Below are 17,382 nucleotides of genomic sequence, written 5' to 3'. Positions count from 1 at the left end.
CATTATCAACTAACAGATGGCCCTCAAAGGAAACGTCTTGCTTAAAGGTAATCTTGGACTCAAAGATGCCCTCGCCCTTTACTAAGATTGTGCCGTAGAAAGTAGCAGCTTTTTGAACCGACAGGGTGTCATAGTCAGTGCCTGGCGAGCTTCTGACTATGACCTCAGAATTAGGAGAGGCTGATTCTAAGGTATTAATACGGGAATTAAGCTCACTGATATAAATAGCTAAGTTTTCAGTTGATTCTAAAGTTTCATTGACACGTTGGCCTAAGCTGATATTTTGGTCTTGTAATTGAGCGCGAGAAGTGGCCCAGGGCAGATGAAGGTAAGTCGTGTAAAATTCAGTCATTTGCTCAATTGAGAGCAAATCATAGCCCGGTTCAAACACATAGTCAGGCCCCAGCAAAGTGCCGTCATCGTAGACTGCCACAGCGTTAATATGGCCATCACCATAATTTGGCGATGTGGGTGATCCTATGACTAAATTGCCAGTTGTGGTAGCTGAGCCTTCTTGGTAGCTATTACCAGAAACCGTTAAAATTTCCCCATAGGTGCCGCCGGGGGTGGTAGTGTTCACGCCAACAGAGCCGGTTGAGTCAATAAACAATTGAATGCTATCAGTAATTGATCCGCCGGCCGGCCGAGTAGAGAAGAAAAGTTGTCCGGTATTGCCGGCTTGGCTAGCGTTGTATGAACCAATATGAGCTACGCTATTACCCGCCGCATTAGAAAAGGCTATTAATTCAAAATTGCCATCAGTATTGTTAGTATTTTGTAAAGCTAAACCAATATCATCAGTTGAGCCTGAAGAATAAGGATTATTGGTGCTAGCAAGACCAATTAGCAATTTAACTAGCGATGGATTTGCGCCTATGCCAACCCAATTATTAGTGCTATCAACCGCCAGTGCCGGCAATGCGCTGGTGGTTGAGGCTACCGCCAAATTACCTGACGTAGTCGCGTTGCCTTCAAAATAACTATCGCCAGAAACTGTCAAAATCTCCCCGAAGCTGCCTCCCGGGGTGGTGGTAGAGATACCAACGGCGCCGGTCGTATTTTTAACGCGTAATCCTTCTGTCGTACCATTATCTACCCATAATGTTAAATCCTGGCCCGAGCTGACTGTTAAAAAACCAATATCTTGCTTTTCGCCCGTTTCGCCAGACCCAGAGATGCCTATTAGAACATGGTCATTGATATCATTTTTTGCTTTAATTTGAACGGGATTGTTGGCATCATAACTTTTTGCCACAATTCCATCTCTCAAATCTCCAGATCCTGAACTAATTTCGGCTACGATTCTTGAGGTTGATGTTACCGTGCCGGTAAAATAACTATCCCCCACGACTGTTAACACTTCGCCAAAAATATTCCCCGGGGTGGTGGTAGAAATACCTACCGCGTTGCGAACTTGAGAATCAACGTATAAGGTCGGCAAGTCAGCCGTTGATGTTGCGACAACAAAACGTCCGCTTGAGGTGGCATTACCATTCGAATCTAAGGTGAACAAAGTGTTAACTTCAAGCAAGGTCGATGTAGCGATAGTAAATAAATTAGTACTATCATCATTGCCTAAGATATAAGCTAACGTACCGTTATCATCAAATTCAATTAACGAATCTCCGGCGCCGCCAGTACCAAACACATGTTGCCCGGTCGTCGTGGCGTTGCCTGAGGTTACCAAATCCGTATCAATGTACAAACTGCCATTAAACTCTCCATCCCCTTGGACAAAGAGGTCCCCGCCTTGTAGGTCTATGCTGCTGGCCGTCCCGCCATCGCCGAGCCACAAAAACTGGGTTGAAGTCGCTCCGTTACCCACGTACAAAGAGGTGGTGGTGGCAAAAGTAGAAGATACTCCCCCGTCAAATAAATCAAAATTACCATTCGCATCTAAGGCCAATAGATAAGACGCGGTAGCGGCTGTGGAGGTAGCATGGATGCCATCAACAGTATCTGAATTAAAAGCATATGGTACAGTGACCAGTTGTTTGCGGGGACTCATCTCTGGGTCTGAATCCACTGAGACGGCTAGATACAGTGAGTCAGTGTTAAAATCAATGGATGAGGTGGCAAGTGAGTTATGGCCACTGCCGCCAAGTTGAAGTGAAAAAACTCCGTTAGTAGTGGTGACTGACACTGCCGTAGAGGTAGCGTCGCACGCGCCAGCGGCGACCCACAAACAATTACCGCCGTCTAGGCTATCGTAAAGTGTAAATTTCATACTTTGAGTGCCATCGGCGACGGCCACCCCGCTGGAATCTAAAAGCTTGCCTTGGTAGTTAATACTACTGGGGATGCCGGTGGCCGAATCAGAATACGCAACAAAAAATACGAAAGCAATGAAAACTAACGCGGTAGAAATAAAAAATCTAACCAAAAACACGCCTAAGTTTGAATATCCAAAATTGGCGCGTTTATTTTTCATTTAAGGTGTTAGCTTTGGCTAAAATTAGCCAACTGCTAAATTTTTTGGGGATAATTTTTAACCCTTCCCCGCTACTACAGTATACCGGTTTTTAAATAAATTGTAAAGTATAAAGTATTACTTTATACTTTATGGTTATATTTTAAGTTCTCCCCCTCTTTAAAGGGGGAGATAAAAAGTGTCTTTAATATCTTATCCTGACCCTAGACGAACGATCTCACTCGGGCAATATTAGCAAGGATGAGATTCTTAAATTTCGTTTCGCTTAAAAACACAATTTGTTATTTTTCGTATAAGAGTTCTTTAGCTTTGGCCATTTTATCTTCAGTATCATTCTTGGCCTCTTCAACAGGTTCATCTTCATCAAGGCTTACTGGTTCTGGCTCTGGAATATTAACTTCGTTGCCCGGATAACCAGTACCGGCCGGGATCAAACGCGCAATAATCACGTTTTCTTTCAATCCTTCCAAGCGGTCAATTTTACCTTCCACCGCGGCATTAATTAAAACGCGCTGGGTTTCTTGGAATGACGCGGCAGATAAGAAACTAGTAGTAGACAAAGAAACCTTAGTGATTCCAAGCAACAACAAATCCCCGGTGGCTTCTTTTTTATTCTTTTTCTTAAGAGCTTCATTGACTTCTAAAAATTCACCTCGTTCAATGCGTTCGCCAACTACAAATTCTGAGTCGCCGGGATCTTTAACCAAGATACGAGAAAACATTTTGCGACAAATTAATTCAACGTGCTTATCGTTTAACTTTTGGCCCTGGGAATGGTAAATGTTCAAAATTTCTTTGACAATGTAATTTTGGGCTTCTTCTTTGCCGCGCAATTTGTATATTTGTTGCAAATCAAAGCTACCGTTGGTAAGCTCTTGCCCCTTGGCTACTAAATCGCCTTCTTCAACTAACAAGCTGAATTCTGGCGGAATAACATATTCCTTAAACTTTTCGGTTTTTACAGTCACGGTAATTTTATCTTTTTCAACTTTAACAATTCCGTCTCGCTTAGCGACAACTTTTTCACGTTTTGGAGTGGTGAAAAGCAGGCTGGCTTTTTTAATTGACTCAGTGTCTTTAACCGCCAAATTAGGCTTATCTTTACCCTTAGGAAAGGCATACACATCTTCTTCTAATTCTTCGTATGCTATTTTTACAATTTTACTGCGACTTGAATTTTTGCCTTCGCCGTTCGGTTTTTCAATTTTCACTTTACCGTCAACCTCAGACAAAATGGCTTTGACTTTCGGCGTTCTAGCTTCAAAAACTTCTTCAACTCGCGGCAAACCTTGGGTAATGTCTAGTCCCGCCACACCGCCGGTATGGAAAGTTCTCATTGTAAGCTGGGTGCCTGGTTCGCCAATACTTTGGGCGGCGACCACGCCTACGGCTGTGCCTAAGTCCACTAAACGGTTATGGCCTAAATCCAAACCGTAACATTGTTGGCAAATACCTTTCTTTAATTTACATTCCAGCACAGATCGCACGTGAACTTCGCTGACCTTATTGGCTTTTAGCAATTCAACTACCTCTCGAGTAATTAATTCGCCTTTTTTAACTAAAACTTTTTTACTTTTAAGCGCAGGTACGTCGGCTAACAAAGCCCTACCTTTAACTTTTTCATAAACATCCCAACCGCTGCGCGGCTGTTGTTCTAAATTGACAACTTCTCCCGTGGTGTCACCACAATCATTTGAGCTAATAACTAAATCTTGGGCTACGTCAACTAGCCGGCGGGTTAAATAACCGGCATTTGCGGTTCGCAAGGCAGTGTCTGACAAGCCCTTACGCGCGCCGTGAGTAGATATGAAGTATTCCAATACATCAAAGCCTTCTTTGAAATTACCTTTCACCGGCAATTCAATAATGCCGCCAGACGGGTTAGTCACTAAGCCTTTCATGCCCATAATTTGAATCAACTGCGACCAAGAACCGCGAGCACCGGATTCCACCATGGAATAAACCGGGCCGTTACGATCTAACGTGTCGCGGCTTGATTTTACAATTTGGTCTTTAGCGTCCATCCAGATTTCTATAATTTTGGCATGGCGTTCACTGTCGGTTAAAAGCCCCGTCGCGTATTGATCTTCAATTTCTGCAACAGCTTTATCACCGGCGGCAATCAATTTTTGTTTTGCCTCAATAAATGGCAAATCATCCATACTCCAAGAATACCCTGAGCGGGTTAAATAATGAAAAGTCATTTTTTTCAAAGCATCAATAAACCTAATGTTTTCTTCCAGTGCTTCTTCTCCTCGTTCAAAAGTCAAGCCCACAATTTCTTTAAGCGTACCTTTCTCTACGGTTTTATTATAATAAGCTAAGTCTCTTGGTAAAATTTGATTAAACAATAAGCGCCCGACTGTCGTTTTAATTAAATCCCCTTGCGCTTCAGTGCCAATGACTGATTTTCGCCCGGTATCAGTTAGCGGTAAAATTATTTCATCTTGAATCGAAATTCTGCGAAGTTGGTAAGCCGTGTGGGCCTCATTAAATGAACTAAAAGCTTTCGGTTCTTTTTTCTCATTTACCAAAGTCATGTAATAAGCGCCCCAAACCATGTCTTGGCTTGGCATCACTATCGGATCGCCCGTTGCTGGTTTTAACAAATTCTTTGATGACAACATTAAATTATTCGCTTCCCATTTTGAGGCGGGGGTGAGCGGCACGTGGACAGCCATTTGGTCACCGTCAAAGTCAGCGTTAAAAGCCGGACATACTAACGGATGAACTTGTATGGCCTTACCTTCAATCAACACCGGCTTAAAGGCTTGGATACCTAGGCGGTGCAAGGTCGGCGCGCGGTTAAGTAAAACTGTGGCGTCTTCAATAATATCCTCTAAAATATCCATCACTTCCGGATTGCCAGCGTCAATGTAACGGTTGGCAGAACGAACGTTGTGTACGATTTCTGATTGAATTAATCGGCTGATGATAAAAGGGCGGAAAAGTTCCAGCGCCATCATTTTAGGCAAACCACACTGATCTAAGCGCAAATTCGGGCCAACCACAATGACCGAACGCCCGGAGTAATCAATTCTCTTTCCAAGTAAATTCTGTCGGAAACGCCCCTGCTTACCCTTAAGCACGTCAGCCAAAGATTTGAGCATGCGTTTTTGGCCGGTGGAGGCAACTACAGTTTTACCGTGCCGGGCTGAATTATCAATTAAAGCGTCAACCGCCTCTTGCAACATGCGCTTTTCGTTTCTAATAATAACTTCTGGCGCGTTTAATTCATGTAATTGCTTTAAGCGATTATTACGGTTAATAATACGGCGGTACAAATCGTTTAAATCCGAAGTCGCGAAGCGGCCGCCGTCAAGCGGAACCATTGGCCTAAGATCCGGCGGAATTACAGGAATTACAGTCATAACCATCCATTCTGGTCGAATTTTATTTTTGTCAAAATTTTTAACTAAGCGTAAGCGCTTAATTAATTTTTCACGTTGCGCACCGCGAGAATTTTCAATTTTGGCTTGCAATTCAGTTATTAATTTTGATAAATCAATTTCGGCTAACAAATCTCTAATAGCCTCAGCCCCAATACCAGCTTCAAAAATATGGCCATATTTTAAAGACAAATCTTGATACTGATGCTCAGAAATAACAGTCATTGGCCTTAACTCTTTCAGTTCAGATTCAGCTAAGCGTAAAATTTTCTCAAGCTCGGCAATTTGATTATCCTTAGCTTGGTTTAATTTGGCGATTTGACTGTCCAATTTGACGTTATCTTTATCCTTGTCTTTGTCATTGGCCTTGACTTTAACTTGATTGACTTGGTTGGCTGCATCTTTTTCAATGCGACTAACTTTAGATTTATATTCTTGGCGGATTTGTTCCAAAGTGTCTTTTTTCAAATCCTCATCTACTTTAGTGATGATGAAATTAGCAAAATAAACAACTTTTTCAAGCGACTGCAAAGATAAATCTAATATCAAACCAATCCTTGATGGCACGCCGCGCAAAAACCAAATATGGGTTGAGGGGGCGGCTAAATTAATATGGCCCATGCGCTCACGGCGCACAACCGAACGAGTAACTTCCACGCCACATTTGTCACAGACAATTCCTTTATAACGAATTTTCTTATACTTGCCGCAATAACATTCCCAATCTTTCGACGGGCCAAAAATGCGTTCATCAAACAAACCGTCTTTTTCCGGTTTTTGAGTACGGTAGTTAATAGTTTCTGGTTTAGTGACTTCACCGTGAGACCAATCATGAATTTGGTCGGGTGACGCTAAGGCTAAACGCAAACCGTTAAAATCAAATTGTCGCTTATCTTCAGCCATATTATTTGGCTTTTTCTTTAGTTCGTTTTTTGTCGTCATGGCTTTGGGCTTCAACCGTTTTAACTGAACCAGTTTTATCATCCACGTTTACTAAATCAACACTTAACCCCAACCCGTTTAATTCACGCAACATGACATTAAAAGATTCCGGCACATTAATTCGTCGAATTGATTCGCCTTTAATAATAGATTCATACGCTTTGGATCGCCCCATTACATCGTCAGATTTAATGGTCAAAATTTCTTGGAGGCTGTTAGCCGCGCCATAGGCTTCTAAGGCCCAAACTTCCATTTCTCCGAAACGCTGTCCGCCAAATTGAGCTTTCCCCCCAAGGGGCTGTTGGGTAATTAAAGAGTACGGGCCAATTGAGCGCTGATGGATTTTATCTTCCACCATATGATTTAGTTTGAGCATGTAAATTTGTCCAACCGTCACGCGATGATGAAATGATTCGCCCGTGCGGCCATCATACAAAGTCATCTTGCCGTCTTCATTAAAACCAGCGCGTTTTAATTCTTCACGAATTTTTAATTCCGGCACACCGTTCAGCGGAGGGCTGGCTACCTTATAACCCAACTTACCGGCGGCCAAGCCGAGGTGTGTTTCCAGTACTTGCCCCAAGTTCATACGAGAAACAATACCAAGGGGCGATAATAAAATATCCAACGGCCGGCCCTCTTTAGTGAAAGGCATATCTTCAATCGGCAAAACTACCGACACCACGCCTTTATTACCGTGGCGACCAGCCATTTTATCACCGACTTGAATTTTTCTTAAATTGGCAATTGAAACTTGGATCATCTTGATAACGCCGGCGGACAAACGATCGCCTTGGTCGCGAGAGAAAACTTTCACGTCCACAACGCGGCCCTGCTCACCGTGCTCTAAGTATAATGAGCTATCCCGCACATCACGCGCTTTCTCACCAAAAATAGCGCGTAATAATTTTTCTTCGGCCGAAAGCTCGGTTTCACCCTTGGGTGTAATTTTTCCAACTAAAATATCACCGGACTTTACAGTGGCACCGATGCGGACGATCCCCTCAACATCTAAATCTTTCAATTTTTCTTCGCTGATGTTTGGGATGTCAGAGGTCACAACTTCAGGTCCCAATTTTGTTTCGCGAACTTCAACTTGAAAATCTTCAATATAAATAGAGGTGAAACGGTCCTGTTGAACAATTCGTTCAGAAATGATAATTGCGTCTTCGTAGTTATAACCTTCCCAAGACATAAATGCGCCAAAAATATTTTGACCTAAAGCCAACTCACCGCCGTCGGTGGAACTGCCATCAGCAATAACTTGCCCGGCCTTGACCTTATCGCCTTTGTCTACAATCGCTCTTTGGTTTATGGAAGTCGCGGCGTTAGAACGAACAAATTTATTCAATTCATATTCATGGTTTTTACCATCAGCTTTAATTACAATTTTTTTAGCATCAACATAATGCACAATCCCGTCAACTTGGCTGACTACCGCGTGACCGGAATCGCGGGCCGCTCGCGCTTCCACGCCAGTGCCAACAATTGGAGATTGCGGTTTAACGCATGGCACGGCTTGACGTTGCATGTTAGATCCCATTAAAGCGCGTACGGCATCATCATGTTCCAAAAACGGAATTAAAGCAGTCGTGATACTAATAATTTGATAAGGCGCCACATCCATATAATCAATCAAATGTACCGGTGCAGTTTCTGGTTCTGAAAAGCGGCGCACCTCAGCGTAGTCTTTGACAAAATGACCGTTCTCATCAATTGGCGTGGTGGCGGCGGTAGTCGTTGTTTTTTGAGTTTGTAAAGCGCTTAAATAAACAATTTCATCAGTTACTCTTGGCACAACTGGAATTGTTTCTAGCTCGTTTATTTTTTCTAATTCTTTAGCTTTTTGGCTCGTAATTTTTTCTTTAGCCGCAAGTATTAATTCCCCGCTAGAAGGATGCTTAATATCTTGACGCGCAATTTCACCGGTTGTGCTTGAAGCCTTGTTGGCTGGGTCGTGAACAATTTTACGATAAGGCGTTTCAATAAAACCGTAATCGTTGACTTTGGCAAAGGAAGCTAAATGTCCAACTAAACCGATGTTTGGTCCTTCGGGGGTGGCGATAGGGCAGATGCGGCCATAGTGGGTTGGATGAACATCGCGCACTTCAAAGCCAGCTCTTTCACGCGATAAGCCGCCCGGACCCATAGCCGATAATCGTCGTTTATGTTCCAATTCGGCCAAAGAATTAGTTTGGTCCATGAATTGTGATAACTGCGATGACATGAAGAACTCTTTAACCGCACCGATCACGGGTCTGGCGTTAATGAGTTTATTTGGACTGACCTCATCAATATCCAACGTACTCATCCGGTCTTTAACAATGCGTTCCATTCGAGCTAAGCCAACTCGAAATTTATTTTGGATTAATTCTCCAATCGCACGAACGCGGCGGTTGCCTAAATGATCAATATCATCAGCGGCTTTTTGAGAAATGTTTAAACTAATAATTTCTTTCAAAACTTCAACAATATCTTCAACTCTTAACACTCGATTTTCAGGAGTATTTTCAATTTTAAAATTAAACCGCTCATTAATTTTATGCCGGCCAACACGGCCAAAATCATACCGATCAAAATTAAAAAACATTGAATAAATTAATGATTTGGCGTTATCGGCGGTCGCTAAATCGCCTGGGCGAATACGCTTGTATACTTCAATTAATCCTTCATCCATGCTATCAGCGACATCTTTGAGTAAAGTATTGTCAATGTATTTAATATTTGGATGAGTATCAACATCTTTAAACAATTCTGTAATCTCGTCATCGCTGCCATAACCAAAAGCACGCAGTAATGAAGTTGCGGCAACCTTTCTTTTCCGATCAATTTTGACCCAAATAACACCATTGCCATCCGTTTCAAATTCCAACCAGGAACCTCGATTAGGGATTACTTTGGCTCCATAAAAGCGGCGATCCCCAATCGTTTCGGAATTAAAAAAAACACCCGCTGATCGAATTAGCTGGCTTACTACCACCCGCTCAATACCATTAATAATAAATGTGCCGCGGGAAGTCATGAGAGGAAAATCTCCCAAGTAAACTTCTTGCGTATTATTTTTATTTTTGCGCTTATCAAATAAGGTTACCTCAACGCGCAAGGGAGCTTCGTAGGTTAAATTTTTGGCTTTAGTTACGTTTTCACTAAACTTAGGATCACCAATATGATATTTGCCAAATGATAGTTCCAAGTCACGGCCAATAAAATCCCGAATTGGAGAAACTTCCGCGAATAACTCCTGCAAACCTTCTTTTAAAAACCAATCATAAGATTTTTTTTGAACCTCAACCAAATCAGGCAACTCCATCGCTTGGCGATTGGTAGTAAAGTAAGTCCGTTGGGATGTTTTATTCATTTAGATTAAAGAGGTTTAATATCATGCCCAAAATCAGATGGCGCAATAACTGACTTTTAACGTTTTTTTAGATTTACTCTTTGCCCGCAAGCTGAAAGCAAGATAAAACTTTTAGTTAAACTACCTAGCTGGCAAATAAAAATACCTCCCTCTAGGCTAACTAGAGCGAGTTTAATGCTCCCCAAACTAATTTTGATTTGTGTAACCCACTAAGTATTGTGAAAAGTTTATTGTTTCGATGATTCGAATAGCGGGGTCTTCCTGTTGATAACTCACACAGGTTATCACAATCATATGAGTTTGTCAAATATGTAGGTGTATAATTTATGTTTATTGGTTTTAATCTAAATTTTTTTGCTAATTTTAGCCAATTTTTAATAATTTAATTTGGCTAAAATTCCTTTACACTAAGGCTAAAAAATGGTAATATTATGGCGGCTAGAAAAATGGATGAATCGATACTTTTTTGGCTAAAAGACTCATGTAATTAAAGCTTTGCAACCGGTATTTAGTTGCATTTTTCATTTTATAAAATTATGAACATTCAGTGGTACGGCCTATCTTGCGTTAAACTTTTTACTGACTCGGCCAGTATTGTGATTGACCCTTTTGACAAATCAGTGGGGCTAAAAGTTCCGCGGCTAGCCGCTGACGTTGTCGCTTCCTACCACAATTCAGCGCCTCATAATAATATCGCTGAGGTTAAAGGGACAAACAGTGATAAACCGTTTGTAATTAATAACCCGGGCGAATACGAGGTCAATACCATTTTTGTTTATGGCATTGGCATTCACAATGGCAATAAAGAGTTAGAAAATATAATTTACCGCGTAGAGCTAGACGGCTTATCGGTCACCCATTTAGGGACTTTAAATCACGATTTAGAAAACGGCCAATTAGAGCGGATTGAAGGATCCGATATTTTATTAGTGCCGGTTGGCGGTGCCAGCGTTTTAAACGCTAGCCAGGCGGCTAAGGTAGTAAACCACATTGAACCGAGAATTGTAATTCCGATTTACTACAAAACCAAAGGCTTAAAAGCTAAGCTTGATCCGGTCGATGACTTTGTTAAAGAAATTGGCGTCAAGCCATCAGAGCCAATGAACAAACTAAAAATTAACAAAAAGGATTTACCGGCTGAAACTATGGAAGTAATTTTGTTGAATAATGCATAAATTTAAATGTCCAAGCGTTCGCCGATTGAAACATTGCCTTATGCGGTAAGAAAAAAAATTTTGACTTTAATAGTCGGTGGGCTGATGATAATTATATTTATCGTTTGGATAATAACATTGCCTAACCAATTTGATAAAACGGGATCAAAAACTAACGAACACAATAGTAAAAAGGAGCTGGAAAATTTATGGCAACAAGCAAAAAACGGATTAGATTTAACCAAAGAACAGTTCGCCGATGTCCCGCAAATTTTAGAAAGTTTATCTACAACCACTACGGATAATATCGCAACAGAAACCGATAAAACGAATTTGACACCGCAACAAATAGAGATAATTAAAAAATCAATTTTGCAACAAACTAATAGCTCAACTGCTACTAGCACGATACCAAAAATAGTACACCAGGCAGAGTAAGGATAATATATGGCTAAAAAATCTTCCAAAAAATCTAACGCTAAGCCGACCCCTAAAAAGGTCAAAGCCAAAGAGGACAAACCACAAATCCCGACAGTAATTAAACGTGTCGGCTTAGTACCTCAACCAATCGTGGATGAGATGCAAACTTCGTATTTGGATTACGCCATGAGCGTGATTATTGCCCGCGCTTTGCCTGACGTACGTGACGGGCTAAAGCCAGTACATCGCCGCATTCTGTACGCGATGTGGGACGTTGGCTTAAAACCAAGTGCCAAATTTAGAAAATCAGCCACTGTCGTTGGTGAAGTATTGGGTAAATATCATCCTCACGGGGATGTGGCAGTTTACGATTCCATGGTTCGCATGGCTCAAGATTTCGCCATGCGCTACAAATTAGTAAATGGCCAAGGTAACTTTGGTTCAATGGACGGTGACGGCGCGGCCGCGATGCGTTATACCGAAGCTAAGCTCCAATCAATCGCCGAGGAGTTGTTATTTGATATTGAAAAAGACACTGTTGAGTGGCGCCCTAATTATGATGCCACTCGTGAAGAACCATCAGTTTTACCCGCCAGGCTGCCAAACTTACTTTTGAACGGGACGATTGGTATTGCCGTTGGTATGGCAACAAATATTCCGCCGCATAATTTAACAGAATTAGTTGATGGCATCACCCACTTAATTGATAACCCCAAAGTCACCGTGGAAGATTTGATGCAATTTGTGAAAGGTCCGGACTTTCCAACTGGCGGAATTATTTACAACAAAAAAGATATCCTCCAAGCTTACGCCACCGGAAAAGGCGGGATTGTAATGCGGGCGAAAACTGAAATTGTAGAGGCTAAAAACGGCAGTTATCAGATTGTTATTTCTGAAGTCCCGTATCAAGTTAATAAAGCTAACGTGATTGAAAAAATCGCGGAGCTAGTTAAGGACAAAAAATTAGACGGGATTAAGGATTTACGCGACGAATCTTCCAAGGGTGAAGTCCGGGTGGTAATTGATTTGAAAAAAGACGCATATCCAAAAAAGATTTTAAATCGCCTGTTTAAGCTGACTCAATTACAGGATCGTTTTCATGTCAACATGCTCGCCTTAGTTGATGGCATCCAACCGCGTGTCTTGACTTTGAAAATGGTGCTGGAAGAGCACATCAAACATCGCCAAGAAGTAGTCCGCCGCCGCACCGAATATGATTTGACTAAAGCCAAAGATCGCGCTCACATCTTACAAGGTTTAAAAATGGCGCTAACAAAAATTGACGCCATTATCAACACGATTAAAAAATCCAAGGATAAAGAGGTTGCCAAGGCTAACTTAATGAAAAAATTCAAGCTCACCGAACGGCAATCAGTCGCTATTTTAGAAATGCGCCTACAAGCGCTGGCCGGACTAGAAAGATTAAAGGTGGAGCAAGAATTGAAGGAAAAATTGGCCTTGATAAAAGAATTGGAAAGCATCTTAAAATCGCCCAAGAGAATTTTAGACATTATTAAAAAAGAATTAAGCGAATTGAAAGAAAAATACGGCGACGAAAGAAAAACTAAAGTAGTCGGATCTGGCGCGGAAGAATTTTCAGCCGAAGATTTAATTCCGAATGAAGATACAATTGTCGCCATGACTGAAAGTGGTTATATCAAACGCTTAACTCCTGATACTTTCAAAACGCAAAGTCGCGGCGGCAAAGGCGTGATGGGGTTGGCTACTAAAGAAGAAGATGTGGTCTCTAATTTGTTGGTAACTACTACTCACGCCGATTTGTTATTTTTTACTACTTCCGGGCGCGTATTTCAACTCAAAGCTTATGAAGTGCCGCAAGCTTCGCGCACTGCCAAGGGACAAGCCATAGTTAACTTCTTGCAATTAAACTCAGATGAAAAAGTAACTTCTATTTTATCGATGGAAGAAGTGCAAGACTACAAATATTTTATGATGGAAACTGTCAAAGGTAGCGTTAAAAAAGTACCGATTGATCAATTTAAAAACATTCGCCGCTCCGGGCTAATCGCGATCAAGTTGCGCAAAAACGATTCGCTTAAATGGGTTGACCCATCTACCGGTAAAGACGACGTTGTGTTGGCCACCAAAAAGGGGCAATCTATACGCATTGCTGAAAAAAATATCCGCGCCATGGGCCGCAATGCCGCTGGGGTGAAAAGTATCCGCCTAAAAGCAGACGATGAGGTGGTCGGTATGGACGTAGTCAGTGATGCCTTGAAAAAAGACGGGCAATTGCTTGTAGTAATGAGCAATGGCTTTGGCAAACGCACCGGAATTTCCCAATACAAAGTTCAAGGCCGCGGCGGATCAGGTGTCAAAACCGCAAGTGTCACTGCTAAAACCGGGGAAATTGTTTATGCTACGGTTGTCAATGCAAAATCGGACGAAGGCGATATCATTATTATTTCAAACAAGGGCCAAGTTATTCGCTTGCCGCTTAAATCTGTTAATATCTTAGGCCGGGCAACCCAAGGCGTACGTTTAATGCGCTTCAAAGCCGCTGGCGACAAAGTCGCGTCAGTTAGTTTTATTTAATTGCCAAATAGGAAGTTTTATACTATACTCGGAGGGCTTTACTAAGTATAATGAATACATAAATGTCAGTACCCAAGAAAAAACGCACAAATAGCTCTGTTCGCCGCCGGCGCTCTCACCATGCTTTGTCTTCTATAAAATTAAGTAAATGCGCTAAATGCGGCGCGGCAGTAGTGCCTCACCGTGCCTGCCCTGAATGCCATACTTACAAAGGCCGCCCATTAAGCAATAAAAAGGCATCCCAAACTAAAAAGCCTGCCCGTCCGAAGCAAAGGGAAGGCGGGGAAAAAACCAAGAGGCAATCCCAAGGAGCCGGCGGAGAAAAGGTTGAAGCCAAGAGTAAAGAAGCTAAAGAAAATAAAACCAAAGAAAAAACATCGGCTTAAAATTCAATAAACTCATTTGTTCTTTTTTGCTCTTTATGTCAAACCGACACCTAGCTCGCACCATCGTCTTACAAACTCTTTTTCAATGGGATTTTAACGGCCGCAAAGAAACAGATTTGTCGCCACTTTTAGAACACAACAAAAAAGAATTTGGCCCAGGACTAACTGAAAATCAATTTATTGACGAACTTTCCAAAGGCGTAATTGATAATATTAAAGAAATTGATGAGTGCATAAAAAAATACGCGCCCCAATGGCCGCTGGATCAAATTACAATTGTTGACCGCAATGTTTTACGCATTGGCGTATATGAAATGAAATTTAGCGATGAAGTGCCGGATAAAGTGGCAATTAACGAAGCAATTGAATTAGCCAAAGCTTTTGGAGGTGGTACGTCTGGTAAATTTGTAAACGGCGTACTTGGATCAATCTACAAAGATGAGGCCAATGACGATAAAACTAAATAAGATGGCGGGAAATAATTTATCACAATTAGAAAAAAATATCGGCGTCACTTTTAGTGATAAAAATCTTTTAAAAATGGCAGTGGTCCACCGGTCATACTTAAATGAGAATCCTGGATTTAAACTTGACCACAACGAACGGTTGGAGTTTTTGGGAGATGCCGTAATTGAAATTATCGTGACTGATTATTTGTATCACCACTATCCAAACCCGGAAGGTGAACTAACCAATTGGCGGTCAAGTTTAGTCAATAGTAAAATGCTTTCATCTATCGCACAAAAGTTAAAAGTGGATGAATTTTTATTTTTAAGCAAAGGCGAATCCAAAGACATTAACTCAAAGTCACGCCAATATATTTTAGCCAATTCGTTTGAGGCAATTGTGGGGGCAATTTATTTAGATCAAGGCTATGAGGCGGCACAAAAGTTTGTGACTGAAAAGTTAATTGGCCAATTACCTGAAATTATTGAACAAAAATTATATATTGACCCCAAAAGCCGGTTTCAGGAATTAGCCCAAGAAAAACTTAGCATTACCCCATCTTACAAAGTCTTAGAGGAGTCGGGCCCTGATCATGACAAACATTTTGTAATTGGCATTTACTTAGCTACAGAGCTCGTGGCCCGTGGCGAAGGCAAGAGTAAGCAGGAGGGGCAAGTTGACGCGGCGACAAAAGCCTTAGAAGCTAAAGGTTGGGAATAATTCATTCCATGTCATTGCAATAAGCGAAGCGACGTGACCACGTCAGACGTGGCGTGGCAATCCATTTAAATTTTTGTTATAATAATTTGGCAATTAAAAGCGAACAATGACCGTTGAAGAAATATTTACAATTGGGGTTAAAGAGGGCGCGTCGGACGTCCATATCATGGCCGGCCAACCTCCCATTCTTAGAATTGACGGCAATCTTCAACCGATCGCCGGAAAACCCAAATTAAGCGCTAAGGACACGCAAGCCTTGGCGTTTAGCATTTTAACCGAGAAACAAAAACAATTATTTACCGACGACCGTGAATTTGACGTGTCCTATGAGAACAAAGCTAAATCTCGTTTTAGGGTTAACTTGTTTTGGGCTCAAGATACTGTGGGCATGGCCGCCCGTATTATTCCGTCAAATATCCCCAGCATGGAAGAGGCAGGTATGCCGCCTATCGTTTATGATTTAATGAACTTAAACCAAGGGCTGATACTCGTTACCGGACCAACTGGGTCAGGTAAATCCACCTCGCTAGCCGCTATGATTGACCACGTTAATCAAAACCGGGCTGAACACATTATTACCTTGGAAGACCCAATTGAATTCATTTTCAAATCCAACAAAAGCTACATCGCTCAACGGCAGTTGCATTCTGATATGAATGCCTTCCAAAATGCTTTAGTGCATGTGTTGCGTCAAGATCCAAACGTGATAATGGTTGGCGAAATGAGGGATTTGGAAACTATCGCTACGACTATTACGCTAGCTGAAACCGGGCATTTGGTTTTGGCCACGCTACACACTCATAACGCCGGGCAAACAATTGACCGTATTATTGATATCTTCCCCCCTCATCAACAAACTCAAATCCGTCTCCAAGTTTCCATGACGCTGCGGGCGGTTATTTCGCAACGTTTAATTCCGCGCGAAGGCGGCGGGCGCATAGCCACTCGGGAAGTGATGGTGAGCACGCCAGCGATTGCTAACTTAATTCGCGAAAATAAAATTCCGCAGATTAAATCCGTCATTCAAACTTCAGCCGAAGAAGGCATGATTACTATGGATCAAGATTTAATGAACTTATACGAACAAGGATTAATTTCCAAAGAGAACGCTCAATTTCACATGCAAAATCCGGAACTGATGGATTAAACATATTGTCGTCCTGAATTTAATTTTGAATCCAGAATAAAAAACTGGATTCCAAGTCAAGTTCGGAGCGACAGTTTTTTTATTTTCAAATAGGTTGATTTTTTTTGTCCAAATTGTTACTATATGCAAGTTCTGCACCCGTAGCTCAATTGGATAGAGCACTTGGCTTCCCTGCCCGCAGAATATGCGCCTGTAGCTCAATTGGATAGAGCACTTGGCTTCGGACCAAGGGGTTGTGGGTTCGAGTCCTGCCGGGCGCACAGCATGGCAGGCGGGGGACCAAGGGGTTGTGGGTTCGAGTCCTGCCGGGTGCACCAAACGATACTTCTCGCGCTGAAAGCGCGGAGGAGCCGCGCGCCTGCGGCGCGGAATGGGGCAAAAACCCCCGTCGCTCTGCGACGAAACCACTCGGCGACGGGACGGAAAAATGGG

General features: G+C 42.1%; 10 protein-coding genes and 1 tRNA gene. 8 read left to right on the top strand and 3 right to left on the bottom strand.

Features of this window, described 5'->3' with window-relative positions; genetic code table 11:
• From COT81_01805 to COT81_01795, 3 genes are all read right to left on the bottom strand, one after another.
• Positions 1 to 2,431: hypothetical protein (locus COT81_01805; protein ID PIS05317.1), on the bottom strand; the 2,431-nt coding region annotated here is incomplete at its 3' end.
• Positions 2,432 to 2,712: 281 nt separating this feature from the next.
• Positions 2,713 to 6,804, bottom strand: coding sequence for a DNA-directed RNA polymerase subunit beta' (gene rpoC / locus COT81_01800; GenBank protein PIS05316.1), 4,092 nt, complete (start codon positions 6,802 to 6,804; stop codon positions 2,713 to 2,715).
• Positions 6,725 to 10,072, bottom strand: a complete 3,348-nt coding sequence (locus tag COT81_01795; protein ID PIS05319.1) for a DNA-directed RNA polymerase subunit beta — start codon at positions 10,070 to 10,072, stop codon at positions 6,725 to 6,727. Before COT81_01795 ends, rpoC begins: the two co-directional genes overlap by 80 nt.
• 584 nt (positions 10,073 to 10,656) lie before the next feature.
• Between COT81_01795 and COT81_01790 the strand changes: the two genes are divergently transcribed.
• From COT81_01790 to COT81_01755, 8 genes are all read left to right on the top strand, one after another.
• Positions 10,657 to 11,295, top strand: coding sequence for a hypothetical protein (locus COT81_01790; protein ID PIS05315.1), 639 nt, complete (start codon positions 10,657 to 10,659; stop codon positions 11,293 to 11,295).
• Between the two features lie 6 nt (positions 11,296 to 11,301).
• The gene (locus COT81_01785; protein ID PIS05314.1) at positions 11,302 to 11,712 is read left to right on the top strand and encodes a hypothetical protein; all 411 of its coding nucleotides are present in this window, start codon (positions 11,302 to 11,304) and stop codon (positions 11,710 to 11,712) included.
• Positions 11,713 to 11,721: 9 nt separating this feature from the next.
• Positions 11,722 to 14,250 (top strand): DNA gyrase subunit A, encoded by a 2,529-nt coding sequence (locus COT81_01780; protein ID PIS05313.1) that lies wholly within the window; start codon positions 11,722 to 11,724, stop codon positions 14,248 to 14,250.
• A gap of 62 nt (positions 14,251 to 14,312) precedes the next feature.
• Positions 14,313 to 14,636 (top strand): 50S ribosomal protein L32, encoded by a 324-nt coding sequence (locus COT81_01775; GenBank protein PIS05312.1) that lies wholly within the window; start codon positions 14,313 to 14,315, stop codon positions 14,634 to 14,636.
• A 35-nt stretch (positions 14,637 to 14,671) separates the two neighbouring features.
• Positions 14,672 to 15,103, top strand: a complete 432-nt coding sequence (gene nusB, locus COT81_01770) for a transcription antitermination factor NusB (protein ID PIS05311.1) — start codon at positions 14,672 to 14,674, stop codon at positions 15,101 to 15,103.
• A gap of 1 nt (position 15,104) precedes the next feature.
• Positions 15,105 to 15,803, top strand: coding sequence for a ribonuclease III (rnc, locus tag COT81_01765; GenBank protein PIS05318.1), 699 nt, complete (start codon positions 15,105 to 15,107; stop codon positions 15,801 to 15,803).
• Positions 15,804 to 15,909: 106 nt separating this feature from the next.
• A complete protein-coding gene (locus COT81_01760; GenBank protein ID PIS05310.1) occupies positions 15,910 to 16,950 on the top strand; it encodes a type IV pili twitching motility protein PilT in 1,041 nt (346 codons plus the stop codon).
• 186 nt (positions 16,951 to 17,136) lie between these two features.
• Positions 17,137 to 17,210, top strand: a tRNA-Arg gene (locus tag COT81_01755).
• Positions 17,211 to 17,382 lie beyond the last annotated feature (172 nt).

This window comes from Candidatus Buchananbacteria bacterium CG10_big_fil_rev_8_21_14_0_10_42_9, from assembly GCA_002773845.1.
GTDB lineage: Bacteria > Patescibacteriota > Patescibacteriia > Buchananbacterales > 21-14-0-10-42-9 > 21-14-0-10-42-9.
Note: the sequence above shows the minus strand (reverse complement) of the source record. Positions and strands in the feature narration are given on the sequence as shown.

Coding starts and splice junctions, on each gene's coding strand:
- rpoC (PIS05316.1), bottom strand. CDS start 6,804: ATGATAAAACTGGTTCAGTTAAAACGGTTGAAGCCCAAAGCCATGACG.
- COT81_01795 (PIS05319.1), bottom strand. CDS start 10,072: ATGGAGTTGCCTGATTTGGTTGAGGTTCAAAAAAAATCTTATGATTGG.
- COT81_01790 (PIS05315.1), top strand. CDS start 10,657: ATGAACATTCAGTGGTACGGCCTATCTTGCGTTAAACTTTTTACTGAC.
- COT81_01785 (PIS05314.1), top strand. CDS start 11,302: ATGTCCAAGCGTTCGCCGATTGAAACATTGCCTTATGCGGTAAGAAAA.
- COT81_01780 (PIS05313.1), top strand. CDS start 11,722: ATGGCTAAAAAATCTTCCAAAAAATCTAACGCTAAGCCGACCCCTAAA.
- COT81_01775 (PIS05312.1), top strand. CDS start 14,313: ATGTCAGTACCCAAGAAAAAACGCACAAATAGCTCTGTTCGCCGCCGG.
- nusB (PIS05311.1), top strand. CDS start 14,672: ATGTCAAACCGACACCTAGCTCGCACCATCGTCTTACAAACTCTTTTT.
- rnc (PIS05318.1), top strand. CDS start 15,105: ATGGCGGGAAATAATTTATCACAATTAGAAAAAAATATCGGCGTCACT.
- COT81_01760 (PIS05310.1), top strand. CDS start 15,910: ATGACCGTTGAAGAAATATTTACAATTGGGGTTAAAGAGGGCGCGTCG.